This is a genomic window from Micromonospora sp. URMC 105 (genome assembly GCF_051386295.1).
Lineage (GTDB): Bacteria > Actinomycetota > Actinomycetes > Mycobacteriales > Micromonosporaceae > Micromonospora.
On record NZ_JBPQTL010000024.1, the window covers coordinates 13,899 to 37,352 of the forward strand.

The 23,454-nt window shown below is 72.5% G+C and carries 23 protein-coding genes and 1 tRNA gene; 17 read left to right on the forward strand and 7 right to left on the reverse strand.

From position 1 onward, the window contains the following. The first annotated feature begins 90 nt into the window (after window positions 1-90). From ACSNN7_RS10940 to ACSNN7_RS10950, 3 genes are all read left to right on the forward strand, one after another. The gene (locus tag ACSNN7_RS10940; protein ID WP_436680573.1) at window positions 91-1,893 is read left to right on the forward strand and encodes an ABC-F family ATP-binding cassette domain-containing protein; all 1,803 of its coding nucleotides are present in this window, start codon (window positions 91-93) and stop codon (window positions 1,891-1,893) included. Window positions 1,894-1,997: 104 nt separating this feature from the next. Continuing rightward, the gene (locus ACSNN7_RS10945; RefSeq protein ID WP_436680574.1) at window positions 1,998-2,453 is read left to right on the forward strand and encodes a DUF4383 domain-containing protein; all 456 of its coding nucleotides are present in this window, start codon (window positions 1,998-2,000) and stop codon (window positions 2,451-2,453) included. Between the two features lie 163 nt (window positions 2,454-2,616). Beyond that, window positions 2,617-3,093: a DUF4383 domain-containing protein gene (locus tag ACSNN7_RS10950; protein WP_436680575.1), complete on the forward strand. Its 477-nt coding sequence runs from the start codon at window positions 2,617-2,619 to the stop codon at window positions 3,091-3,093. 18 nt (window positions 3,094-3,111) lie between these two features. Here ACSNN7_RS10950 and ACSNN7_RS10955 read toward each other — a convergent pair whose 3' ends face one another. After that, entirely contained in the window at window positions 3,112-3,792 is a 681-nt protein-coding gene (locus tag ACSNN7_RS10955; RefSeq protein WP_436680613.1) for a TetR family transcriptional regulator, read from the reverse strand. Window positions 3,793-3,909: 117 nt separating this feature from the next. After that, on the reverse strand, window positions 3,910-4,857 hold the full coding sequence (locus ACSNN7_RS10960; RefSeq protein ID WP_436680577.1) for an acyl-CoA desaturase: 948 nt from the start codon (window positions 4,855-4,857) through the stop codon (window positions 3,910-3,912). A gap of 208 nt (window positions 4,858-5,065) precedes the next feature. Here ACSNN7_RS10960 and ACSNN7_RS10965 point away from each other — a divergent pair. The 8 genes from ACSNN7_RS10965 to cysN all read left to right on the forward strand — a co-directional run bounded on the left by ACSNN7_RS10965 (window position 5,066) and on the right by cysN (window position 12,729). Next, window positions 5,066-5,137 (forward strand) — tRNA-Gln (locus tag ACSNN7_RS10965). A 62-nt stretch (window positions 5,138-5,199) separates the two neighbouring features. Beyond that, window positions 5,200-6,762 (forward strand): bifunctional UDP-N-acetylglucosamine diphosphorylase/glucosamine-1-phosphate N-acetyltransferase GlmU, encoded by a 1,563-nt coding sequence (gene glmU, locus ACSNN7_RS10970; protein WP_436680578.1) that lies wholly within the window; start codon window positions 5,200-5,202, stop codon window positions 6,760-6,762. A gap of 55 nt (window positions 6,763-6,817) precedes the next feature. Further along, window positions 6,818-7,798, forward strand: a complete 981-nt coding sequence (locus ACSNN7_RS10975; protein ID WP_436680580.1) for a ribose-phosphate diphosphokinase — start codon at window positions 6,818-6,820, stop codon at window positions 7,796-7,798. 287 nt (window positions 7,799-8,085) lie between these two features. Then, on the forward strand, window positions 8,086-8,775 hold the full coding sequence (locus ACSNN7_RS10980; RefSeq protein WP_436680581.1) for a 50S ribosomal protein L25/general stress protein Ctc: 690 nt from the start codon (window positions 8,086-8,088) through the stop codon (window positions 8,773-8,775). Window positions 8,776-8,881: 106 nt separating this feature from the next. After that, window positions 8,882-9,472 (forward strand): aminoacyl-tRNA hydrolase, encoded by a 591-nt coding sequence (pth, locus tag ACSNN7_RS10985; protein ID WP_436680582.1) that lies wholly within the window; start codon window positions 8,882-8,884, stop codon window positions 9,470-9,472. A 116-nt stretch (window positions 9,473-9,588) separates the two neighbouring features. Next, entirely contained in the window at window positions 9,589-10,407 is an 819-nt protein-coding gene (locus tag ACSNN7_RS10990) for a 3'(2'),5'-bisphosphate nucleotidase CysQ (protein ID WP_436680614.1), read from the forward strand. Window positions 10,408-10,486: 79 nt separating this feature from the next. Next, the gene (cysD, locus tag ACSNN7_RS10995; protein ID WP_436680583.1) at window positions 10,487-11,401 is read left to right on the forward strand and encodes a sulfate adenylyltransferase subunit CysD; all 915 of its coding nucleotides are present in this window, start codon (window positions 10,487-10,489) and stop codon (window positions 11,399-11,401) included. After that, a complete protein-coding gene (gene cysN / locus ACSNN7_RS11000; RefSeq protein WP_436680584.1) occupies window positions 11,401-12,729 on the forward strand; it encodes a sulfate adenylyltransferase subunit CysN in 1,329 nt (442 codons plus the stop codon). Before cysD ends, cysN begins: the two co-directional genes overlap by 1 nt. A gap of 101 nt (window positions 12,730-12,830) precedes the next feature. Here cysN and galK read toward each other — a convergent pair whose 3' ends face one another. Continuing rightward, window positions 12,831-14,030 carry a galactokinase gene (gene galK / locus ACSNN7_RS11005; protein WP_436680585.1) on the reverse strand — a complete coding sequence of 400 codons (1,200 nt, stop codon included), beginning with the start codon at window positions 14,028-14,030 and terminating at the stop codon, window positions 12,831-12,833. After that, on the reverse strand, window positions 14,027-14,956 hold the full coding sequence (gene galE / locus ACSNN7_RS11010; protein WP_436680615.1) for a UDP-glucose 4-epimerase GalE: 930 nt from the start codon (window positions 14,954-14,956) through the stop codon (window positions 14,027-14,029). Before galE ends, galK begins: the two co-directional genes overlap by 4 nt. A 230-nt stretch (window positions 14,957-15,186) precedes the next feature. Between galE and ACSNN7_RS11015 the strand changes: the two genes are divergently transcribed. The 6 genes from ACSNN7_RS11015 (at window position 15,187) to ACSNN7_RS11040 (ending at window position 19,755) form a co-directional block, all read left to right on the forward strand. Then, window positions 15,187-16,200 carry a hemolysin family protein gene (locus ACSNN7_RS11015; protein ID WP_436680587.1) on the forward strand — a complete coding sequence of 338 codons (1,014 nt, stop codon included), beginning with the start codon at window positions 15,187-15,189 and terminating at the stop codon, window positions 16,198-16,200. A gap of 33 nt (window positions 16,201-16,233) precedes the next feature. Further along, window positions 16,234-17,259: a tryptophan--tRNA ligase gene (gene trpS / locus ACSNN7_RS11020; protein ID WP_436680588.1), complete on the forward strand. Its 1,026-nt coding sequence runs from the start codon at window positions 16,234-16,236 to the stop codon at window positions 17,257-17,259. Window positions 17,260-17,302: 43 nt separating this feature from the next. Then, window positions 17,303-17,848, forward strand: coding sequence for a 2'-5' RNA ligase family protein (locus tag ACSNN7_RS11025; RefSeq protein ID WP_436680589.1), 546 nt, complete (start codon window positions 17,303-17,305; stop codon window positions 17,846-17,848). Between the two features lie 56 nt (window positions 17,849-17,904). Next, window positions 17,905-18,840, forward strand: a complete 936-nt coding sequence (locus ACSNN7_RS11030; protein WP_436680616.1) for a YhjD/YihY/BrkB family envelope integrity protein — start codon at window positions 17,905-17,907, stop codon at window positions 18,838-18,840. Between the two features lies 1 nt (window position 18,841). Next, complete coding sequence (locus ACSNN7_RS11035; protein WP_436680590.1) at window positions 18,842-19,210, forward strand: GntR family transcriptional regulator; 369 nt, start codon at window positions 18,842-18,844, stop codon at window positions 19,208-19,210. Window positions 19,211-19,308: 98 nt separating this feature from the next. Then, window positions 19,309-19,755, forward strand: coding sequence for a hypothetical protein (locus tag ACSNN7_RS11040; RefSeq protein WP_436680591.1), 447 nt, complete (start codon window positions 19,309-19,311; stop codon window positions 19,753-19,755). 4 nt (window positions 19,756-19,759) lie between these two features. Here the strand turns inward: ACSNN7_RS11040 and ACSNN7_RS11045 are convergent, their stop codons facing one another. The 3 genes from ACSNN7_RS11045 to ACSNN7_RS11055 form a co-directional block, all read right to left on the reverse strand. Next, entirely contained in the window at window positions 19,760-20,128 is a 369-nt protein-coding gene (locus tag ACSNN7_RS11045; RefSeq protein WP_436680592.1) for a VOC family protein, read from the reverse strand. A gap of 202 nt (window positions 20,129-20,330) precedes the next feature. Next, complete coding sequence (locus tag ACSNN7_RS11050; RefSeq protein WP_436680593.1) at window positions 20,331-21,968, reverse strand: glycoside hydrolase family 13 protein; 1,638 nt, start codon at window positions 21,966-21,968, stop codon at window positions 20,331-20,333. A gap of 202 nt (window positions 21,969-22,170) precedes the next feature. Next, window positions 22,171-23,256 carry a LacI family DNA-binding transcriptional regulator gene (locus ACSNN7_RS11055; RefSeq protein WP_436680594.1) on the reverse strand — a complete coding sequence of 362 codons (1,086 nt, stop codon included), beginning with the start codon at window positions 23,254-23,256 and terminating at the stop codon, window positions 22,171-22,173. Window positions 23,257-23,454 lie beyond the last annotated feature (198 nt).

Sequence of the window (23,454 nt, forward strand, 5' to 3'; positions counted from 1 at the left end):
GGGCCGGCCGGGTGTCCGCGTACCCTGGAAGGCCAGGCGTCCCCAGGTGCCAGCCGGCACCGGGACGCCTTGATCATGGGAGGTGAGGTCGTGGCCAACATCGTCAACCTGGACCGGGTGTCCAAGGGGTACGGCGCCGCCGGGCCGCTGCTCACCGACGTCTCGCTCGGCCTCGACGACGCCGACCGGATCGGCGTGGTCGGCCTCAACGGCGCCGGCAAGTCCACCCTGCTGCGGCTGCTCACCAAGCAGGAGGAACCGGACGCCGGGCGGGTCACCCACCGCCGTGACCTGCGGGTCCTCTGGCTGCCGCAGAGCCTCACGCTCACCCCCGAGGCCACCGTCCGGGACGTGGTGCTCGGCACCGCCTGGCTCGCCCAGAGCATGGGCGCCGAGCACGAGTGGGCCGGCGACGCCGGCGTCCGGGCCATCCTCGACGGCCTCGGCATGCCCCACCTCGGCCTCGACCAGCCCGTCGGCCCGATGTCCGGCGGCGAGCGGCGCCGGGTCGCGCTCGCCGCGCTGCTGGTCCGCGAGTCGGACCTGCTGATCCTCGACGAGCCCACCAACCACCTCGACGTCGGCGGCGTCGACTGGCTGGCCAAGTACCTGGTCGGCCGCAAGGGCGCGCTGGTCGTGGTCACCCACGACCGGTGGTTCCTGGACGCCGTCTGCACCAACACCTGGGAGGTCGCCGACCAGACCGTCCGGGCGTACGAGGGCGGCTTCGCCGCGTGGACGCTGGCCCGCGCCGAACGCGAGCGGGTCGCCGCCGCCACCGAGGCCCGCCGGCAGAACCTGCTCCGCAAGGAGATCGCCTGGCTGCGCCGCGGCCCGCCCGCCCGGACCTCCAAGCCCCGGTTCCGGATCGACGCGGCCAACGCGCTGATCGCCGACGTCCCGCCGCCGCGCGACACCATGTCGCTGCAACGGCTCGCCACCGCCCGGCTCGGCAAGCAGGTGTACGACCTGGAGGACGTCCGGCTGCTCGCCGGCCCGAAGGAGATCCTGCACCGCGCCACCTGGCAGGTCGGCCCCGGCGACCGGATCGCCATCCTCGGCCGCAACGGCGCCGGCAAGACCACCCTGCTGCGGATGCTCGCCGGCGTCACCCGCCCCGACGGCGGGCGCTTCCACACCGGCTCGACCGTCCGGCCCGCGTTCCTGTCGCAGGAACTGGCCGAACTCCCCGGCGACCTGCGGGTCCTGGAGGCCGTCGAGGAGGTCGCCCGCCGGGTGCAGCTCGGCGACCGGGAGGTCTCCGCCGCCCAGCTCGCCGAGATCTTCGGCTTCGACGACCGGCGGCTCTGGACGCCGGTCGGCGACCTCTCCGGCGGCGAGCGCCGCCGGTTGCAGATGCTCCGGCTGCTCGCCGGCGAGCCCAACGTGCTGCTCTTCGACGAGCCCACCAACGACCTGGACACCGACACCCTGGCCGCGCTGGAGGACCTGCTCGACTCCTGGCCCGGGACGGTCATCGTGGCCAGCCACGACCGCTACCTGATCGAGCGGGTCACCGACGTCGCGTACGGGATGTTCGGCGACGGCCGGCTGGTGCACCTGCCCGGCGGCGTCGACGAGTACCTGGCACGGGCCGGCGGCGCGGAGCCGGCGCGTACCTCGGCGGCCCCCACGGCCGCGCCGGGCGCCGCGGCCCCGACCGGCATGTCCGCCGCCGAGGCCCGGCAGGCCCGCAAGGAGCTGGGCCGGCTGGAACGGCAGATCGCCAAGCTGGAACAGAAGGAGACCGGGCTGCTCGACCAGCTGGCCGCGCACGCCACCGACTACGCCAAGGTCGCCGAACTCGACGCGCAGCTCAAGGAGGTACGCGCCGAACGCGAGCGGACCGAGGAGACCTGGCTCACCCTGGCCGACGAGATCCCGCCCGTCTGACCGGCGGCGCACCGGAAGACGGGGGCCGTGTGCGGCGTCACATCCCGCCGTGCGGGACAATTGTCGCCGACCTCTCTCATCCCCACGGCGTTGGAGACTCAGACATGGCCCATACCCCCGTCAACCACCCCGCGCGGCCGATCTACCGGGCGATCGGCGGGCTCGTTGGTCTGTACCTGGTGGTCTTCGGTGTGCTCGGCCTCATCGCGAGCGCCGGCAACGACCTCTTCGCCCAGGATGACACCAAGGTCCTGGGTCAGGGGACGAACCTCGGGTTCTCGCTGCTCAGCATCCTGCTCGGCATCGTCGTGCTGGCCGGCACCGTGATCGGCCGCAACCTCGACGTGGCGATCAACCAGTTCCTGGCCTACGGCCTGATGGTGCTCGGCCTGGCCGAGCTGGCGTTCCTGCAGACCGACGCCAACATCTTCAACTTCACCATCATCACCGACATCGTGGTGCTGACGCTCAGCCTCGTCCTGCTGATGGCCGGCATGTACGGCAAGGTCGGCACCGACGAGGAGAAGGAAGCCTTCGAGAAGGCCCGCCTCGTCCTCTGATCCGTCGGTCGCGCTCCGGCGTCCTGATCCCGCTCCGCCCGTGGCTCGCGCCCGGGCGGGGCGGGATCTTTCGTCGGCGCGGCTGCCCGACGGTTTGCCGGACGGCGGGGTCCGGTCTGGGGGAGAATTGCCCGGAAAGAGGTCGTAGTCGGACGGAGGGGTCATGGCGCACTTTCCGGTGAACCACCCCGCGCGCCCGCTGTACCGGGTCATCGCCGGGCTGGTCGGGCTCTACATCCTGGTCTTCGGCGTCTGGGGCGTCTTCGAGACCTGGGGGGAGCCGCTGTTCGACCGGGGCTCCCACTGGGCGCTCGGACTCCGCACCAACCTGGCGTTCTCGCTGGTGTCGGTGGCCTTCGGGATCGTGCTGCTGATCGGCGCGTCCCGGCGCAGCAACCTCGGCCACTACATGAACCTGACCGCCGGGGCGGTCTTCATGATCACCAGCATCGCCATGATGTCGGTGCTGCAGACCACCGTGAACTTCCTGAACTTCTCCATGTCCACGGTGATCGTGTCGATGGTCTTCGGGCTGCTGCTGCTCGCCACCGGCCTCTACGACAAGGTCGGCACGGACGAGCACGCCGAGAAGGAGCGCAACGACCGGCGACACCCGATCTCCGAGGCGGGCACCCGCTGAGCCGGGCCGCCCCGGGCGTCAGGCCCGCTTGCGGGTGATCAGCCCCGGCTTCGACTCCAGGTGCGACAGGCCGTTCCAGGACAGGTTCACCAGGTGCGCGGCCACCGTCTCCTTGCGCGGCTTGCGCACCTCCAGCCACCAGCGGCCGGTCAGCGCCACCATCCCCACCAGGGCCTGCGAGTAGAGCTCGGCCAGCTTCGGGTCGTACCCCCGGCCGGAGAACTCGGCCGCCAGGATGTGCTCCACCTGGTGCCCGACGTCGTTCATCACGCTGCTGAAGTTGCCCGTCGCCGACATCAGCGGCGACTCCCGGACCAGCACCCGGAACCCGCTGGTCTCCTCCTCGATGTAGGTGAGCAGCGCCAACGCCGCCTGCTCCAGCAGCTCGCGCGGATGCCCGGCGGTCAACGCGGTGGTGATCCGGTCCAGCAGGGCGCGCACCTCGCGGTCGACCACCACCGCGTAGAGGCCTTCTTTGCCGCCGAAGTGCTCGTAGACCACCGGCTTGGAGACCTTGGCGCGCGACGCCACCTCCTCGATGGAGGTGGCGTCGAAACCGCGCTCGGCGAAGATCTGCCGGCCGATCGCGATCAGCTGCTCCCGCCGCTGCGCGGCGGACATGCGTACCCGGGAGGGGGGCTTGGCGGCCGCTGCCGCGGGCGCCGCCCGCCGCCGTCCGCCGGTGGCCTCGTCCGCCATCTCGTCACCTCGCCGGCGCTCGGTGACGCCCTGTCGTGGGATGTTCCTGCCGCCGTGCCCGTCTGCCTCGGTCACCCGGCCATACTGCCAGGTAACGTCGGCGGGCATCGCCCGGTTTCAGCGCCGTGCGACCGGCTTCACCAGCTTCGCGGCGACCCGCTCCGGCTTCGGCCAGCGCACGTCCCGCGCCGCGCCGGCCTTCTCCAGCAGCCAGATGACCCGGGCCGAGATGTCCAGCTGGCCGCGCAGCACCCCGTGCCGGGCGCTCGTCGGGTCGGCGTGGTGCAGGTTGTGCCAGCTCTCGCCGAACGACAGGATCGCCAGCGGCCAGAAGTTCGCCGCCCGGTCGCCCTGGCGCATCGCGAACGGCCGCTCGCCGTAGACGTGGCAGACCGAGTTGATCGACCAGGTCACGTGGTGCAGCAGCGCGATGCGGACCAGGCCGCCCCAGAAGAGCGCTGTCCACGCCCCCGGCCAGGACCAGGTCGCCAGGCCGCCCATCACCGCCGGCCCCAGCACCGAGACCACCACCAGGAGCGGGAAGAGGCGGTCCACCCGCCGGGTGTCCCGGTCGGCCAGCAGGTCCGGGGCGAAGCGGGCCCGGTTCGACAGCTCCCGGCCGAAGAGCCAGCCGACGTGGGCGTGGAACAGTCCCCGGGCCAGGCCGCGGACGCTCTCCCCGTAGCGCCACGGCGAGTGCGGATCACCCTCGGCGTCGGAGAACGCGTGGTGGCGGCGGTGGTCGGCGACCCACTGGATGATCTCGCCCTGCACCGCGAACGAGCCCGCCACCGCCAGCGCCACCCGCACCGGGCGCGGGGCCTTGAACGAGCCGTGGGTGAAGTACCGGTGGTAGCCGACGGTGATGCCCAGGCCGGAGAGGAGGTACCAGAAGGCGGCGACCGCCAGGTCCGTCCCGCTCAGCCAGCCACCCCAGGCGACCGGCACCGCGGCGAGCAGGGCCAGGAAGGGTACGACCACGAACGCCCACAGGGCGATCAGGATGCCGGTGGACTGCGGGCCCTGGGTGAGCGACTTCGGCCCGCTGGTCAGGGAGGTCGACATGGCACCTCGCAGAGGGGAGATACGCCTACGTCACCGTAACTTAGGCACCGGGCGGGGCGGAGTGAACAGTTGCGGACATGAATGAACGAGGCGTCGTACCGGGCGTTCCAGCTTTCCTGCCGTGCCGGCGGATCGAGGGTCTCGCCGAGGCGATCACATAGGGGTGGGGACACCTCAGGCGGAGGCGTTAAGCTGTCTTGCGTCACAGTCGGCCGTGGTGTAATTGGCAACACCCGGGTCTTTGGTACCCGTGTTTCAGGTTCGAACCCTGGCGGCCGAGCCTCTTCTGATATCGCGCAGCACGTGGGGTATGGGGATGAACCGCCCCACGGTCTGGTTAGCATGGCCGCGAGACTGTCGCCTTCCCGACGGGAGCCACTCGTGCCCCAGCCCCACCTCCGTACCGTCGTCGTGCTCGCCGCCGGTGAGGGCAAGCGGATGAAGTCGGCGCTGCCCAAGGTGCTGCACCCGCTGCTCGGCCGTACGCTCCTCGGCCACGTGCTGACCGCGGCCGCACCGCTGGGCGCCGACCACACCGTGGTCGTGGTCGGGCACGGTGCCGACCAGGTCCGGGCGCACCTGGGCGAGATCGCTCCGGACGCCACCCCGGTCCTGCAGGCCCAGCAGCTCGGCACCGGGCACGCCGTGCGGATCGCGCTGGACGCGGCGCCGGAGGCGACCGGGACGGTGATCGTGATCAACGGCGACGTCCCGCTGCTGCGCGCCGAGACGGTGGCCGCCCTGGTCGAGGCGCACGAGGGCGAGGGCGCGGCGGCGACGGTGCTCGCCGCCGAGGTGCCCGACCCGACCGGCCTCGGCCGGATCGTGCGGGACGCCGCGGGCCGGCTGGAGCAGATCGTCGAGGAGCGGGACGCCACGCCGGCGCAGCGCGCGCTGCGGGAGATCAACGCCGGCATCTACGCGTTCGACGCGGCGCGGCTGCGGGACGCGCTGGGCAAGCTCTCCACCGACAACGACCAGGGCGAGGAGTACCTGACCGACGTCTTCGGCCTGCTCGTCTCGGCGGGGGAGCCGGTGGGCGTGCACGTCGCCGCGGACCATGTCGAGACGCTGGGCTGCAACGACCGGGTGGAGCTGGCCGCCCTGCGCCGGCTGCTGCGCGACCGGGTCAACGAGGCGTGGATGCGCACCGGGGTGAGCATCCTCGACCCGGAGACGACCTGGATCGACGTCACCGCCACCGTGGAGCGGGACGCGGTCATCGACCAGAACACCCAGCTGCGCGGCACGACGGCGGTCGGCGCGGAGGCGGTCGTCGGGCCGGACGTCACGCTGATCGACACCGTGGTGGGGGCGGCGGCGACCGTGCTGCGCAGCCACGCGGTGGGTGCCGAGGTGGGCCCCGGGGCCAGCGTCGGGCCGTACGCGTACCTGCGCCCGGCCGCCCGGCTGGCCGAGAAGTCGAAGGTCGGCACGTTCGTCGAGGTGAAGAACTCCGAGGTCGGGCCGGGCGCGAAGGTGCCGCACCTGTCGTACGTGGGTGACGCCACGATCGGGGCGAAGGCCAACATCGGCGCGGCGACGATCTTCGTGAACTACGACGGGGTGAACAAGCACCGCACCACGGTGGGCGAGGCGGCCTTCGTCGGCTGCGACACCAGCCTGATCGCGCCGGTCGAGGTGGGCGCGGGGGCGTACGTGGCGGCGGGCAGCGCGATCTCGCAGGACGTCCCGCCGGGCGCGCTCGGGGTGACCCGGGCGCCGCAGCGCAACATCGAGGGCTGGGTGGCGCGCAAGCGCCCTGGTACGGCCTCGGCCGTCGCGGCGGAGCGGGCGAAGGGTGCGTCGGCCGACACGCCGGTCGCAAGGGAAGGTGAGGCAATCCACGGGGGCGCCGAGACCGTGGGACGGCCGTCGGGCGCGGGGGATACTGCAACCGAATAGTCCCCGGCCCCACACCGCCGCCGGGAACCACCGACCAACGGGAGCAGACGGGCCCATGGGCAGCATCGTCGCCGAAAACCGCAAGAGCCTGATGCTCTTCTCCGGACGTGGCTTTCCGGAGCTGGCCAAGGAGATCGGTGAGGTGCTCGGCGTCGCGCCGACGCCTTCCGACGCGTACGAGTTCGCCAACGGCGAGATCTTCGTACGGTTCAAGGACTCGGTGCGCGGTTCGGACGCCTTCGTGGTGCAGTCCGTCACGCACGGGGTGAACACCTGGGTCATGGAGACCCTGATCATGATCGACGCGCTGAAGCGTGGTTCGGCCAAGCGGATCACCGTGGTGCTGCCGTTCTACCCGTACGCCCGGCAGGACAAGAAGCACCGCGGCCGGGAGCCGATCTCGGCCCGGCTGGTGGCCGACCTGCTGAAGACCGCCGGGGCGAACCGGATCCTCACGGTCGACCTGCACACCGCGCAGATCCAGGGCTTCTTCGACGGCCCGGTGGACCACCTCTTCGCGATGGACATCCTCGCCGAGTACGTGCAGCAGAAGTACGCCGGCCGGCCGATGACCGTGGTGGCCCCGGACTCCGGCCGGGTACGGGTGGCCGAGCGGTGGACCGACCGGCTGGGCGGCTGCCCGCTGGCGTTCATCCACAAGACCCGGGATCCGCTGAAGCCGAACCAGGTGGTGGCGAACCGGGTGGTCGGTGAGGTCGAGGGCCGGGTCTGCCTGATCGTCGACGACATGATCGACACGGGTGGCACCATCACCAAGGCCGCCGACATCCTCAAGGAGTCGGGCGCGGCGGAGATCGTGGTCGCCTCCACCCACGCCCTGCTGTCGGACCCGGCGACCGAGCGGCTGAAGAACAGCCCGATCAGCGAGATCGTGGTGACCAACACGCTGCCGTCGCCGCCCGAGAAGCAGCTCGACAAGCTGACCGTGCTGTCGATCGCGCCGCTGCTGGCCCGGGCGATCCGCGAGGTCTTCGACGACGGCTCGGTGACCACCCTCTTCGGTGGCCTGAGCTGACCCGCGCACCGCGGCGGGAGCCGCGGTGCGGCACCGTTCCCGCCGGCCGACGCGCCGGTGGGACCGGTGTGGAGGGGACTGCCGGAGAGCTCGGAATCCGCTCGGGTAGACTGGTGCGGTTGCCACGGCGAGGGTGCCCGGCGGGCCGCTGACAAGCGCCGCACGGAGGCACCGTCATCGACGCGGTGCTCCGGGCAGTCGTTCATGACGCATGAGCCCCAGCGAGCCCCTCGCCCCAGCACCGCCAGTCGACAAGCCGCCGCAGCGAAAGCATCAGGAGTTCTCCCGTGTCCGAGGTAAAGATCAGCGCCGAGCCCCGTACCGAGTTCGGCAAGGGTGGTGCCCGTCGTACCCGCCGGGCCGGCAAGGTGCCCGCCGTGCTGTACGGCCACGGCGAGAAGCCCAAGCACATCGCGCTCCCGGCCCGTGAGTTCGCGGCCGCGATCCGCAAGGGCGGCGCGAACCAGCTCTTCGCGATCGAGGTGAGCGACGGCACCCAGGCGCTGGCGCTGCCGAAGGCGATCCAGCGTGACCCGATCAAGGACACCTTCGAGCACGTCGACCTGATCCTGGTCCGTCGGGGCGAGAAGGTCACCGTCGACGTCCCGGTCCAGCTGACCGGTGAGGCCGCGCGGGACACCCTGATCGTGCACGACCACGACACCCTGTCGGTGACCGCCGACGCCACCAAGGTGCCGGACCACCTGGAGGCCTCGATCGAGGGCCTGGAGGCCGGTTCCCAGGTGACCGCCGCCGACGTGCAGCTGCCCGCCGGCGTCGAGCTGGCCGCCGACGCGGAGCAGACGGTCGCCTCGGTGACCGCCGCCCCGACCGCCGAGCAGCTCGAGGCGACCCTGCCCGAGGTCGAGACCCCGGAGGAGGAGGCCGCGGAGGCCGCCACCGAGGCCGAGGAGGCCCCGGTGGGCTCCGAGGTCCCGGCCGCCGAGGAGAACGCCGAGGCGAAGACCGAGGCCTGATCGGTTCGCACCATCGTTTGCGGCAGGCGCTCCCGGCGGACACCGGGGGCGCCTGTCGGCGTATCGGGACGCGTGCGGCGTCGACGACGAGCGGGAGGGACGGGACGTGACGGACGAGGCGGGGCCGTGGCTGGTGGTCGGCCTGGGCAACCCCGGCCGGGAGTACGCCGGCAACCGGCACAACGTCGGTTTCCTGGTCGCCGACCTGCTGGCGGGCCGGGTGGGCGCGAAGTTCGGCCGGCACAAGCGGGCGGTGGCGGAGGTCGCCGAGGGGCGGCTGGGGTTCGGCGGGCCGAAGCTGGTGCTGGTCAAGCCGCTGACCTACATGAACCTCTCGGGCGGTCCGGTGGCCGCGCTGGCCCAGTTCCACAAGATCCCGGCCGAGCGGGTGATCGCGGTGCACGACGAGCTGGACATCCCGTACGGCCAGCTGCGTATCAAGATCGGCGGTGGCGAGGGCGGGCACAACGGCCTGCGCTCGATGTCGAAGTCGCTCGGTACGAAGGACTACGTCCGGGTGCGCTTCGGCATCGGCCGGCCGCCGGGGCGGCAGGACCCGGCGGACTACGTACTGTCGGATTTCGGCAGCGTGGAGCGCAAGGAGCTGGAGTTCCTGGTGGACCGGGCGGCGGACGTGGTGGAGTCGGTGGTCACCAAGGGCGTGGAGCCGACGCAGAACGCGTACCACGGGGCCTGAGGGCGGGGCGTACCCGGAGCTGAGCTGCCTGGCCGGTAGTCTGCGCCTTCTGACGTGGCGTGACCCGTGACACGGATCGCGGCGAGCGACGGGAGTGGTACGTGGGCAGTCCTCCGATGATCGACGGTGCGTTCGCCCGGTGGCTGGCGGCGCGGGCCGGGCAGGCGTTGCTGAGCCTGCGGGCCGAGATGGGCTTCGCCGACCCGGGTGCCCTGAAGTCGGCCGGGGACAAGGTCTCGCACGACCTGATCCGCACCGAGCTGGCCCGGTGGCGGCCCGGCGACGCGGTGCTCTCCGAGGAGGACGAGGGCTCCCGGCTGGCCTGGGCGGCGGAGGTGAACCCCGCGGCGGTGTCGCGGCTGACCGCCGACCGGGTGTGGATCGTCGACCCGCTGGACGGCACCCGGGAGTTCGCCGAGGAGGGGCGCTCGGACTGGGCGGTGCACGTGGCGCTCTGGGCGCGCAACGCGCCGACGCCGCACGGGCTGGTGGCGGGGGCGGTGGGGCTGCCGGCGCAGCACCGGGTGCTCGGCACCGACTACCCGCCGGCGTACCCCCCGTTGACGTTGGAGGCGGCGACCGCGGGTGGCGGGCGGACGCTGCGCCTGGCGGCGAGCCGGAGCCGGCCGCCGGTCTTCCTGACCGATCTGGCGGAGGACGTGGGTGCGCACCTGGTGCCGATGGGCTCGGCGGGCGCGAAGATCGCCGCGGTGGTCACCGGTGAGGTGGACGCCTACATCCACGCGGGCGGCCAGTACGAGTGGGACTCGGCCGCCCCGATCGCTGTGGCGACGGCCACCGGCCTGCACGCTTCCCGGATCGACGGTTCTGCGCTGAAATACAACGAGGCGGATCCGCGCCTGCCGGACCTGCTGGTCTGCCGCAAGGATCTCGCCACTCGGTTGCTTGCAGCGCTGCAGAGACATTCCGGGTAGCCTGAGCGCTTGTTCTTGATGTATCCGACCGGAAAGGTCTGGAATCCATGAGCGGATCCGCGCCGATCGAGACCGTGTCATGACCGCCCCCGCCCGCTTCTACCAGGTCTCGCACCTCGACGCGCTGGAGGCGGAGAGCATCTTCGTGATGCGCGAGGTGGTCGCGGAGATGGAGCGCCCGGTGCTGCTCTTCTCCGGCGGCAAGGACTCGATCGTCATGCTCCGGTTGGCTCAGAAGGCGTTCGCGCCGGCCAACATCCCCTTCCCGGTCATGCACGTGGACACCGGGCACAACTTCCCCGAGGTCCTGGAGTACCGCGACCAGCGGGTCGCCGAGCTGGGCCTGCACCTGATCGTGGCGAGCGTGCCGGAGGCCCTGGCCAGCGGCATGGTCCGCGAGTCCGGCGACGGGATGCGCAACCGGATCCAGACCCCGGTGCTGCTGGACGCGGTGGAGAAGCACCGCTTCGACGCGCTCTTCGGCGGCGCCCGCCGCGACGAGGAGAAGGCCCGCGCCAAGGAGCGGGTGTTCAGCTTCCGCGACGAGTTCGGCCAGTGGGACCCGAAGAACCAGCGTCCCGAGCTGTGGTCGCTCTACAACGGCCGGCACCACCCGGGCGAGTCGATCCGGGTCTTCCCGCTCTCCAACTGGACCGAGCTGGACGTCTGGCACTACATCGCCCGGGAGCGCATCCCGCTGCCCTCGATCTACTACGCGCACGAGCGCGAGGTGGTCGAGCGCGACGGCATGCTCTACGCGGTGAACGAGTTCTTCCAGCCCCGCGCCGGGGAGGAGCGGTTCAAGGCCCGGGTGCGCTACCGCACGGTGGGCGACGCCTCCTGCACCGCGGCCGTCCGCTCGGACGCCGACACGGTGGAGAAGGTGATCGAGGAGGTGGCCGCCACGCGGATCACCGAGCGCGGCGCGACCCGCGGCGACGACCGGGTCAGCGAGGCCGCCATGGAGGACCGCAAGCGGGAGGGCTACTTCTGATGACCACCGAGACGATCGCCGGGCGCGCGGCGGACAGCCGCACCGCCACCGGGGCGGGGCCGGAGGCGCGGCCGATGGACCTGCTCCGCTTCGCCACCGCCGGCAGCGTGGACGACGGCAAGTCCACCCTGATCGGCCGGCTGCTGTACGACACCAAGTCTCTCTTCACCGACCAGCTCGCCGCCGTCGAGGCGGTCAGCGCGGCCCGGGGCGACGAGTACACCAACCTGGCGCTGCTCACCGACGGCCTGCGCGCCGAGCGGGAGCAGGGCATCACGATCGACGTGGCGTACCGCTACTTCGCCACCCCGCGGCGGAAGTTCATCATCGCCGACACCCCCGGCCACATCCAGTACACCCGGAACATGGTCACCGGCGCCTCCACCGCCGACCTGGCGCTGATCCTGGTGGACGCCCGCAAGGGCCTGGTCGAGCAGTCCCGCCGGCACGCCTTCCTCTGCTCGCTGCTGCGGGTGCCGCATCTGGTCCTCTGCGTGAACAAGATGGACCTGGTCGACTACGCGCAGGAGGTCTACGAGCGGATCGCCGACGAGTTCACCGCGTTCGCCGCGAAGCTCGACGTGCCGGACCTGACCGTGGTGCCGATCTCCGCGCTCAAGGGCGACAACATCGTCACCCGCTCGGAGAAGATGCCCTGGTACGAGGGGCCGTCGCTGCTGCACCACCTGGAGCGGGTGCACATCGCCTCCGACCGCAACCTGGTCGACGTGCGCTTCCCGGTGCAGTACGTGATCCGCCCGCAGTCCACCACCGTCACCGACTACCGGGGGTACGCCGGCCAGGTCGCCTCGGGCGTGCTCAAGCCGGGCGACGAGGTGATGGTGCTGCCGTCCGGCTTCACCAGCCGGATCTCGTCGGTGGAGACGGCGGACGGCCCGGTGGCCGAGGCGTTCCCGCCGATGTCGGTCACCGTGCGGCTGGAAGACGAGATAGACATCTCGCGGGGCGACATGATCTGCCGGCCGAACAACGCCCCGGCGGTCTCGCAGGACATCGAGGCGATGGTCTGCTGGATGGACGAGACCCGCCCGCTCCAGGTCGGCGGCAAGTACGCGATCAAGCACACCACCCGGTCGGCGCGGGCGATCGTGCGCGGGCTGCACTACCGGCTGGACATCAACACGCTGCACCGGGACGAGGCGGCCGGCGAGCTGAAGCTCAACGAGATCGGCCGGGTACGGCTGCGCACCACCGTGCCGTTGCTCGCCGACGAGTACCGCCGCAACCGCACCACCGGAGGCTTCGTCATCATCGACGAGACCACCAACCGCACCGTCGCCGCCGGCATGATCGTCGACACCGCCTGACCCCTCGGCCCCCCTCGGCCCGGGGGCCGCACTTACAGAGAAAGAGTGGCTGTTCCACGTGGACAGCCACTCCTTCTCTGTATCTGGCGCTTGGAAGGGGGTTAGTCGAGGCGGGTGGTGCCGGGGGCGGGGAGGACCGTGACGTGGCCCGGGGTGGGGAAGCCGCGGTCGGCGTAGGCGCGCGTGACGGCGTCCGCCACCTCGTCCGAGCGGTCGGACTCGACGAGGGCGAGGACGCAGCCGCCGAAGCCGCCGCCGGTCATCCGGGCGCCCAGCGCGCCGGCGGCGAGGGCCGCCTCGACCGCGGTGTCGATCTCCGGGACGGTGATCTCGAAGTCGTCCCGCATCGAGGCGTGCGAGGCGGTGAGCAGCGGGCCGATGTCGCGTACCCGGCCGGCGCGGAGCAGCTCGACGGTGTCCAGGACCCGCTGGTCCTCGGTGACCACGTGCCGGACCCGGCGGCGGATCTCGTCGTCGTCGAGCCGGGCCAGCGCGGCGTCGAGGTCGGCGAGCGGCACGTCGCGCAGCGCGGGCACCCCGAGCAGCGCGGCGCCCCGTTCGCAGGCGGCGCGGCGGGCGGCGTACTCGCCGTCGGCGTGCCGGTGCGGGGCGCGGCTGTCGACGACGAGCATGGCCAGCCCGGCGGCGTCGAGGTCGAACGGGATGTGTTCGACGGCCTCGGTGCGGCAGTCCAGGAAGAGGGCGTGCCCCTCGCGGCAGCGGATCACCGCCGACTGGTCCATGATTCCGGTCGGCGCGCCGACGTAGGCGTTCTCGGCCCGCTGGGCCAGCCGGGGCTGCTTCTCCGCGGGCAGGTCCAGCCCGCCCAGGTCGACCAGGGCGGCGAGCACCGCCGCCTCGATGGCCGCCGAGGAGGAGAGCCCCGAGCCCACCGGTACGTCGGAGGCGATGGCCAGCCGGGCCCCGGGCACGTCGTACCCGGCCGCGCGCAGCGCCCAGACGACCCCGGCGACGTACGCCGCCCAGCCGGTGACCCGGCCCGGCTCGTCGACCTCGGCGGCGCCGAACTCCACGGCCTCGTCCGAGAGTTCCGACCGGACGGTCCACCGCTCACCGGGCTGCGGGGCGGCGGCGACCACGGTCCGCAGGGTCAGCGCGAAGGGGAGCACGAAGCCGTCGTTGTAGTCGGTGTGCTCGCCGATCAGGTTGGCGCGGCCGGGAGCCGCCCAGCGGCCCGCGGGCGGCTCACCGTACGCGGCGTGGAAGCCGGCGGCGGCGCGGGCCGCGACGTCGCCGGACTCCGCCTCCGGTGCCGCGGTGTTCGCGGCCGGCCCGGTCACCGCTGCTCCAGCACGTGCGCGCGGTAGAAGGCCCAGGCGTCGCCGACCATGTCGTGCAGGGTCGGCTTCTCCGGCGTCCAGCCCAGCTCCTCGCGGGCCAGCGCGGAGGAGGCGACCAGCTCGGCCGGGTCGCCCTCGCGGCGCGGGGCGACCTCGACCGGCAGCGGGTGGCCGGTGACCTCGCGGACCACCTCGGCCACCTGTCGGTTGGTGAAGCCGTTGCCGTTGCCCAGGTTGTAGATCCGGTGCCGGCCCGGCACGGCGGCGCTGAGCGCCAGCAGGTGCGCCCGGGCCAGGTCGGCCACGTGGATGTAGTCGCGCACGCAGGTGCCGTCGACGGTGGGGTAGTCGTCGCCGAAGAGTTGGAGCTTCTCCCGCTTCCCGGCGGCGACGTCCAGCGCGATCGGGATCAGGTGGGTCTCCGGGTCGTGCCGCTCGCCGATCGCGACGTCGTCGCGCAGGTACGCCCCGGCGACGTTGAAGTAGCGCAGCGAGACGGCGGCCAGGTCGTGGGCGATCGCCTCGGAGGTGAGCGCCATGTCGACGGCGAGCTTGGTGGCCCCGTACGTGTTGGTGGGGGCCTTGACCGCGGTCTCCGGGATGGGCAGCTCGGTCGGGTTGCCGTAGACGGCGGCGGTGGAGGAGAAGACCAGCCGGGGCACCCGGGCGGCGCGGACCGCGTCGATCAGGGCGATCGAGCTGACCGTGTTGGCGTGCCAGTACAGCTCCGGCTTGACCATCGACTCGCCGGCGGCGATCAGCGCGGCGAAGTGCAGCACCCCGTCGAAGCCGGCCTCGGGGGTGAGCACCTGGGCGGCCTCGTGGACGGGCAGTTCGACGTGGGTGGCGTCCGGCGCGAGCGCGGCCCGGTGGCCGGTGCGCAGGTCGTCCAGGACCGTCACGTCGTGGCCGTTGTCGAGCAGCATCCGGGTCACCACGCTGCCGATGAAGCCGGCGCCGCCGGTGACGAGCAGTTTCACGTCGGGTCCTCCTGACTGGCCGCGTCCCGTCGCGGGCCGTTCGTGATCACCCTACGGCCGGGCGCTGTGCGCGCGCTCAGCGTCGCGGCTCCCTGATATTCCACCATGAACCTTCACGATTGAACAGATCCAAACATCGCCGGTCGCCGGTGGCGCGCAGCCTTACCATCTGTTCCATGCGGGAAGCGGGCGGTCCCGGGCTGCGCCGGCGGGTGTCGGGGCGGACCCGACGCCGACCCGGACCCCTCGCCCGGACGGTCGCGCGGCTCGTCGTCCGGGCCGCCGACGGCGCCACCCGCCTCGTCACCGACCTGCTCGGCGCCAGCCCGGCGGCCGGTCGCGAGCGGATCAGCGAGGAGGAGCTGCGCGACCTCGTCGCGGCCAACACCCGGCTCGACCCGGACGAGCGGCGGATCATCGACGAGGTGCTGGTCGCCGGCGCGAGCCTGGTCCGCGAGGTGATGATGCCCCGCACCGAGGTCGTCTTCCTCTCCGCCGGGCTGAGCATCGCCGAGGCGGAGCGGGTGGTCCGGACCGAGACGCACACCCGTTACCCGGTGGTCGACGGCACCCACGACGACGTGGTCGGCTTCGTGCATCTGCGGGACGTGCTGCTCCGCCCCGACCTCGACCCGTGCACCACCGTCGGTGAGCTGACCCGTGAGGTCAAACAGCTGCCCGGCAGCAAGCGGGTGCTCGCCGCGCTGACCGAGATGCGCCGCGAGCGGCACCACCTGGCGGTGGTGGTTGACGAGTACGGCGGCACCGCCGGCATCGTCACGCTGGAGGACCTGATCGAGGAGCTGATCGGGGAGATCCACGACGAGTACGACGCCGCCCCCGAGCCCGCGCACGCGGGCCTGCCCGCCGTGGTGGACGGCCGGCTCAACCTCGCCGACTTCGCCGAACGCACCGGCGTCCCGCTGCCCGCCGGGCCGTACGAGACGGTCGGTGGTTTCGTGATGGCGGCGCTCGGCCGGCTGCCGGTGGTCGGCGACGAGGTGCCGGTCTCCCCGGCCGACACCGAGGCGCCGGACGAGCCGGCCGGCGGCTGGCTGCTGCGGGTGCTGGCCCTGGAGGGGCGCCGGGTGTCCCGCCTCGCGGTCTCCGCCGCGCGCCTGCCCGAGCAGCGACGCGAGGTCACCGCCCCCGCCGCGACGGCGGCGAGCCGACCCACCGGCCCGTCATGACGTACGCCGGGCGTTGCTGACAGAATTGCCGTCATGTCCGACGTTCCCGCCCGCCCGCGCGTCTTCTCCGGCATCCAGCCGACGGCCGACTCGTTCCACCTCGGCAACTACCTGGGCGCGGTGCGGCACTGGGTGGCGCTGCAGGAGACCCACGACGCGTTCTACTGCGTGGTCGACCTGCACGCCATCACGGCCGGGCACGACCCGAAGGTGCTCAAGCAGCGGTCCCGGGTGGCCGCCGCGCAGCTCTTCGCGGTGGGGCTGGACCCGGAGCGCAGCACCCTGTTCATCCAGTCGCAGGTGCCCGAGCACTCGCAGCTGGCCTGGGTGCTCGGCTGCATCACCGGCTTCGGCGAGGCCGGCCGGATGACCCAGTTCAAGGACAAGTCGCAGAAGCAGGGCAGCGAGCGGGCCAGCGTCGGGCTCTTCACGTACCCGATCCTGCAGGCCGCCGACATCCTGCTCTACCAGGCCAACGCGGTGCCGGTCGGCGAGGACCAGCGCCAGCACCTGGAGCTCTCCCGGGACCTGGCGCAGCGGTTCAACTCGCTGTTCGGCCCGACCTTCACGGTGCCCGCCCCGCACATCGTCAAGGACACTGCCAAGATCACCGACCTGCAGGACCCGACGGCGAAGATGTCGAAGTCGTCGTCCTCGCCGGCCGGCATCATCGACCTGCTGGAGGAGCCGGCCCGCTCGGCCAAGAAGATCCGCTCCGCGGTGACCGACACCGGCCGCGAGATCGTCTTCGACACCGAGACCAAGCCGGGCATCTCCAACCTGCTGACCATCTACTCGGCGCTGTCCGGGCGGAGCATCGACGACCTGGTCGCCGCGTACGCGGGCAAGGGGTACGGCGACCTCAAGAAGGACCTCGGCGAGGTGGTCAAGGAGTTCGTCACCCCGATCCAGGAGCGCACCCGCGCCTACCTCGACGACCCGGCCCAGCTCGACAAGCTGCTCGCGGCCGGTGCGGAGAAGGCTCGCGCGGTCGCCGCGCCGACGCTGCGCGCCGCGTACGACCGGATCGGGTTCTTCCCGCCGGTCCGCTTCGAGTAGCGGCTCCGGGCCGACGGGTACGGGTGGAGGGGTGGCGCGGAGCGTGGATCGCAGGGACGGGGCCCCGGTGTCCGGTGGCACCATCCAGATCGGGATCGCGGTGGACGTCCCGGAGCCGTGGGGCGGCATGCTCACCCGGCGCCGGGTCGAGGCGGGCGACCCGCAGGTGGTTCCGGCGCACGTGACGCTGCTCGGGCCCACCGAGATCCCGGTGGCGGCCCTGCCGGCGGTCGAGGAGCACCTGGCCCGGGTGGCCGCCCGGCACCTGCCGTTCACCCTGCACCTGCGGGGCACCGGCACGTTCCGCCCGGTGACCCAGGTGGTCTTCGTGGCGGTGGCCGCCGGGATCAGCGAGTGCGAGCTGCTGGCCGCCGCCATCAACGCCGCACCCGAGCTGCACCGGGAGGCCCGCTTCCCGTACCACCCGCACGTCACCGTCGCACAGGACGTCGCCCCGGAGGCGCTGGACCGGGCGTACGAGGACCTGGCCGACTTCTCGGCGATGTTCGAGGTCGACTCGTTCACCCTCTTCTCGCACAGCGGCGAGACCCGGTGGCAGCCGCGCCGCGACTTCCGGCTCGGTGGCTGACCCGGCTCGCCGGGCACGTGCCCGCCCCTGCGGCGGAGATCGGCGAGGATGACGTGGTGGACGCGTGGGGCCGGCTGACGGCCGGCATCGAGCGCCGGTTCACCACGGCCCGGCAGCGGTGGCCCCGCTTCGACCACCTGTGCCGGGCGATCGACCTGTACGGCAACGTGCTCGGCGGGCGGCTGGCCGCCGCGATCGCCTACTACGGGTTCTTCGCCGTCTTCGCGCTCGCCCTGGTCGGGTACTCGATCTTCGGGGCGATCCTGGAGGACAACGACGAGGTCAGCGAGGCGGCGGCCGACTTCCTCCGGGAGAACCTGCCGTTCATCGACCCCGGGCAGATCGCGGAGAGCAGCAACGCGGTCGGCGTGGTCGGCCTGGTCATCCTGGTCTTCACCGGGATCGGCTGGGTGGAGGCGATCCGTTCCTCGCAGCGCCTGATGTACGGCTTCAACCAGCAGCCCGGCAACCTGGTGGTGCGCCGCCTGGTCGACCTGGGCGTGCTGGTGCTGGTCTTCGTGATGCTCGGTCTCTCGGTGGCGGCCGTCGACGCCCTGGAGTCGTTGCTGCGCCTGCTGTTGCGGGCCACCGGCTCCATCGGCCTGACCACGCTCAGCGCCGTGCTCAGCGTGCTGGTCAACGCGGTGCTGGCGACCGCTCTGCTGGTCGCGGTGCCCCGGCTGCGGATGAGCCGGCGACGGCTGCGGCCGGTGGTGGTGTTCGTCGCGGTGGGGATCACGCTGATCAACACCGTGGGGCGGTTCTACGTGGTGCGGACGGAACGGAACCCGGCCTACACGGTGGTGGCCGGTGCGGTGGGGCTGCTGCTCTACCTCTACCTGCTCAACCAGTTGGTGCTCTTCGGTGCCGCGCTCGCCGCGACCAGCCGGCACGGGCGGGTGGTCGACCTCTCCGAGGGGCCGCCCCCGGCCGACCTCGACGCCGAGCTGGACCCGGACACCGATCCGGGCACCCCGGGAGGAGCAGGCTGACGTGCTGATCGAGATCGACCCGGACTCGGCGGTGCCTCCGTACGAGCAGGTGCGCGGGCAACTGGCCGCCATGGTCGGCGACGGGCGGCTGCCGGTGGGCACCCGGCTGCCTCCGGTGCGCCAGTTCGCCGCCGAGCTGGGGCTGGCGGCGAACACCGTGGCGCGGGCGTACCGCGAGCTGGAGGCGGCCGGGCTGCTGGAGACCCGGGGCCGGCACGGGACGTACGTGGCGCCGGGCCGGGACGACGCGACCGACCGGTTGCAGCGGGCGGCGGCCCGGTACGCCGACGAGGCGGTACGCCTCGGCGTGCCGCCGGATCGGGCGCTGGCCCTGGTCCGCGCCGCTCTCGACGCCGCCCGCCCGGGCTGAGTCGACGGACGAACAGGTCAGGAAATCGACCCATGCGCGAACCGGCAGTTGCCGCAAATGCCACTCACCTTTCCGCCGGGACCGGCCATGATGAGCGCGTGGGCGCACTCGTGACGTTGGACCTGCCGGACGACTCGCCGATGCTCGGCCTGCCGTGGATCATCACGTTCGGCCCGCTCGGCGACCCGGCGGAGTGGGAGCCGGTGGTCTGCGGCCCGTACGAGCGCCCGCACGCGCTGGCCCTGGCCGAGGCGGTGGTGGCCGAGGAGCAGCTGATGGCGGTGGTGGAGCCGCTGGTGCCGGCGCTCTCGGCCGAGGAGGTGCGCGGCGAGATCGCCGCCGCGCAGATCGCCGCCGAGGACGAGGCGGCCCGGATCGACGAGTCCGACCTCTACGGGGACTTCGAGGACGTGATCGACGAGGAGCTGGAGCAGGCGGCCGCCCGGGCGGAGCACCCGCTCGCGCCGCAGCCCGTGCCGAGCGAGGAGGAGCTGCGGGCCGGCTTCGAGCGGATCGGGGAGCTGCTGCGGCGCAAGGGCCGCTGACCGGTCAGCGGGGCGGCCCGTCCAGCACGCAGAACTCGTTGCCCTCCGGGTCGGTCAGCACGACGAAGCCCTCGTCGCCGGACTGGCCGACGTCGGCGGGCCGGGCGCCCAGCGCGAGCAGCCGCCGTACCTCCGCCTGCGGGTCGGAGTCGGCTACCAGGTCCAGGTGCAGCCGGTTCTTCCCGCGCTTGGGCGTACCGGAGGCCTGGAGCCAGACCGTCGGGGCGCCGGTCGGCCGGTCGGGAGTGGGACGGAGCTTGGCGTTGCCGTCGCCGCCCCGGTCCACCCGGTAGCCGAGGGCCGCCGACCAGAAGTCGGCCATCAGGTCGAGGTCGGCGACGTCGAGGGTGTACTGCGCGACGTTCAGCGTCATCGGTCACCTCCGCAGGGTCTGCCCACCGGTACCCCCGGGCCGGGGCGACGACACGTGCCGCGGGGCGGAACGGACACCGGCGCCCCGGGGAGATCCCCGAGGCGCCGGTGCCACCTCACCCCCCACCACAAGGGGTCGGCGGCCCAGTCGCCCGTCGGCGCGGAGCACAACGGACGACCAGGTCGATGGCGGGTTACCCGGCTCAGCGCCGTTCGAACCACGCAGCTGCGTCCACCGGCAGGAGGTGACCCGGCCCCTGCGCGGTGAGTTCCTCGCTCGCGACGAGCGGCCGGCCGTACCCCTCGACCAGGGCCGGCGCGCCGCTGATGTTGACCACGCAGGTCAGTGTGGTGTCGTCGGCGGAGCGGCTGAAGACCAGCATTCCGGGCCCGCCCTCCAGCCAGGTCACCCCGCCGGTCGTGCCGGCCAGCGCGGGGTGCTCGTGCCGGATCCGCAGCGCGGCGCGGTAGAGCTCCAGCGTGGAGCCGGCGACGCCGGTCTGGGCGGCCACCGAGAGGGCCTGCCAGGTGGCGGGGGCCGGCAGCCAGCTCAGGTCGCTGCCCTGCGGGCCGAAGCCGTACGGGGCCAGCTCGCCGCTCCACGGGATCGGCACCCGGCAGCCGTCGCGGCTCTCCCCGGTACGCAGGAACGCCGGGTCCTGACGCAGCTCGTCGGGGAGGTCGAGCACCTCCGGCAGGCCCAGCTCCTCGCCCTGGTAGACGTAGGCGCAGCCGGGCAGGGCCAGCATCAGCAGGGCGGCGGCCCGGGCCCGGCGCAGGCCGACCTCGCCGTCGCCGTACCGGGTGACGTGCCGCTGCCGGTCGTGGTTGGAGAGCACCCAGGTGGTCGGGGCGCCGACGATGGTGGACTCGGCCAGCGCGGTGTCGATCACCTTGCGGAACGAGTCGGCCGACCAGGTCGCGTCGAGGAAGTCGAAGTTGAAGGCCTGGTGCAGCTCGTCCGGGCCGATGTAGCGGGCCAGCCGCTGCGGGGTCTCCGCCCACGCCTCGGCCACGGCCATCCGGCCGCCCGGGTAGCTGTCCAGGATCGGCCGCCAGGCGCGGTAGATGTCGTGCACCTCGTCCTGGTCGAAGTAGGGCAGGCGGCCCTTGCCGAGCAGTTCGGACTGGCGCCGGCCGGTGGTCATCGAGCTGAAGCCGACATCCGGCAGCCCCTCGGCCTTGATCATCCCGTGCGCCACGTCGATCCGGAACCCGTCGACGCCGCGGTCGAGCCAGAACCGGAGGACGTCCTCGAACTCCGCGCGCACCTGCGGGTGCCGCCAGTTCAGGTCGGGCTGGGCCGGGTCGAACAGGTGCAGGTACCACTGACCGTCCGGCACCCGGGTCCAGGCCGGGCCGCCGAAGATGCTCTCCCAGTCGTTCGGGGGCAGCTCGCCGTGCTCGCCCCTGCCCTCGGCGAACAGGTAGAACTCGCGCTCCGGCGAGCCCGGGCCGGCGGCCAGCGCGGCCTGGAACCAGGGGTGTGCGCTGGAGGTGTGGTTGGGCACCAGGTCGACGATGATCCGCAGCCCGAGGGCGTGCGCGTCGGTGATCATCGCGTCGAAGTCGGTGAGCGTGCCGAAGATCGGGTCGACGTCGCGGTAGTCGGCGACGTCGTAACCGGCGTCGATCTGCGGCGAGGTGTAGAAGGGGGTCAGCCAGAGCGCGTCGATGCCGAGGTCGCGCAGGTAGGGCAGGCGTTCCCGGATGCCCCGGAGGTCACCCACGCCGTCGCCGTCGGCGTCGGCGAAGCTGCGGACGTAGACCTGGTAGACGACCGCGGAGCGCCACCAGTCGTCGTCGGCGGTCGGCGGTGCCGGGTTGGTGGCGTCGGTCATCGGTGACGATCCCCGTTCTGTGGAGCACCCGGAATGGGCCCGGAGGCGCTGGTGTCAGTGCAGGATGCCGCCCGATGACTGCAAGAGTCAAGCATTCCTTGCGCAAGAAATGATGGCGCTTCCCGTTCGACCGGCATGCGGGCACCGGGCGTCCGTCCCACAAGGCGGGACGGCGCCCGGTCGGGCGGGGCGTCTGGCGAGGTCAGGCAGGGATGGCGAGCGCGGGCGGCGTCGGCCGCCGTCGGGCGTCGCCGCGGGCCGGGGCGGCACCGGCCGCCCGGACGACCGCGGTCGAGCCCCGCACCACCAGTTCCGGGCGGAACAGGTACTCCGAGTGCGGCGCGGCGTGCCCGTTGATCTCGTCGACCAGGGCCCGCACCGCCGCCACCGCCATCGCCGCGACCGGCTGGCGCATGGTGGTCAGCGGCGGATCGGTGAAGGCCATCAGCGGGGAGTCGTCGTAGCCGACCACGGAGACGTCCTGCGGCACGGACATCCCGCGCTGCCGGGCCGCCCGGATCGCGCCGAGCGCCATCAGGTCGGAGCCGCAGACGATGCCGGTGACGCCGCGTTCGATGAGCCGCCCGGCGGCGGCCTCGCCGCCCTCCACCCCGAAGAGCGAGAGCTCGGCCAGCTCGTCCAGGTCCTGCTCACCGGTGCCGGCGAGCCGGGTCATCGCGGTCCGCCAGCCGGCCACCTTGCGCTGCACCGGCACGAACCGGTCCGGGCCGGTGATCAGGCCGATCCGGCGGTGGCCGAGCGCGACCAGATGGGCGACGGCCAGCTCGGCGGCCTCGCCGTCGTCGCAGGAGACGAAGGGGGCGGCGACCTCCGGGACGTACCCGTTGATCATGACGACGGGCAGCGGTCGGGCGATCAGCGCGCGGTACCGGTCGTGGTTGGCGGCGGTGTCGGCGTGCAGGCCGGAGACGAAGACGATCCCGGAGACCTGGCGGTCCAGCAGCATCTCGACGTACTCGTCCTCGGTGACCCCGCCCGGGGTCTGGGTGCAGAGCACCGGGGTGAACCCGCTCTGCGCCAGGGTCGACTCGATGACCTGGGCGAACATCGGGAAGATCGGGTTGTCCAGCTCCGGGACGACCAGCCCGACGAGTCCCGCGCTGCGCTTGCGCAGCCGGGCGGGGCGCTCGTAGCCGAGCACGTCGAGGGCGGTCAGGACGGCCTGCCGGGTCTCGGGGGCCACGCCGGGGCGGTCATTGAGCACCCGCGACACCGTGGCCTCGCTGACTTCGGCCTGCTGGGCGATGTCGGACAGTCGAGCGCGCATGGCGGCACTTTAGCTCACGGGCAAGTTCTTGCGTACAGCTCTGCAAGGCCTTCCATTCCCTGCAACCTCTTGCTAACGTCCCCGCAACACGCGAGAGCAGCGGCGCAGCACCTCAGCGCCGGTTGGCAAGAAACTTTTCAGAGGTTTTCCACTGGCGGGCCGCCCTTCCCCCGGCGGGTCGCCACAACGACAGGAGTA

Coding starts and splice junctions, on each gene's coding strand:
- ACSNN7_RS10950 (WP_436680575.1), top strand. CDS start 2,617: ATGGCGCACTTTCCGGTGAACCACCCCGCGCGCCCGCTGTACCGGGTC.
- glmU (WP_436680578.1), top strand. CDS start 5,200: ATGGCCGCGAGACTGTCGCCTTCCCGACGGGAGCCACTCGTGCCCCAG.
- galE (WP_436680615.1), bottom strand. CDS start 14,956: ATGCTGCTCGACAACGGCCACGACGTGACGGTCCTGGACGACCTGCGC.
- ACSNN7_RS10975 (WP_436680580.1), top strand. CDS start 6,818: ATGGGCAGCATCGTCGCCGAAAACCGCAAGAGCCTGATGCTCTTCTCC.
- cysN (WP_436680584.1), top strand. CDS start 11,401: ATGACCACCGAGACGATCGCCGGGCGCGCGGCGGACAGCCGCACCGCC.
- ACSNN7_RS10990 (WP_436680614.1), top strand. CDS start 9,589: ATGATCGACGGTGCGTTCGCCCGGTGGCTGGCGGCGCGGGCCGGGCAG.
- ACSNN7_RS11050 (WP_436680593.1), bottom strand. CDS start 21,968: ATGACCGACGCCACCAACCCGGCACCGCCGACCGCCGACGACGACTGG.
- ACSNN7_RS10945 (WP_436680574.1), top strand. CDS start 1,998: ATGGCCCATACCCCCGTCAACCACCCCGCGCGGCCGATCTACCGGGCG.
- ACSNN7_RS10955 (WP_436680613.1), bottom strand. CDS start 3,792: ATGGCGGACGAGGCCACCGGCGGACGGCGGCGGGCGGCGCCCGCGGCA.
- trpS (WP_436680588.1), top strand. CDS start 16,234: ATGTCCGACGTTCCCGCCCGCCCGCGCGTCTTCTCCGGCATCCAGCCG.
- cysD (WP_436680583.1), top strand. CDS start 10,487: ATGACCGCCCCCGCCCGCTTCTACCAGGTCTCGCACCTCGACGCGCTG.
- ACSNN7_RS11045 (WP_436680592.1), bottom strand. CDS start 20,128: ATGACGCTGAACGTCGCGCAGTACACCCTCGACGTCGCCGACCTCGAC.
- ACSNN7_RS11015 (WP_436680587.1), top strand. CDS start 15,187: ATGCGGGAAGCGGGCGGTCCCGGGCTGCGCCGGCGGGTGTCGGGGCGG.
- ACSNN7_RS11055 (WP_436680594.1), bottom strand. CDS start 23,256: ATGCGCGCTCGACTGTCCGACATCGCCCAGCAGGCCGAAGTCAGCGAG.
- ACSNN7_RS10960 (WP_436680577.1), bottom strand. CDS start 4,857: ATGTCGACCTCCCTGACCAGCGGGCCGAAGTCGCTCACCCAGGGCCCG.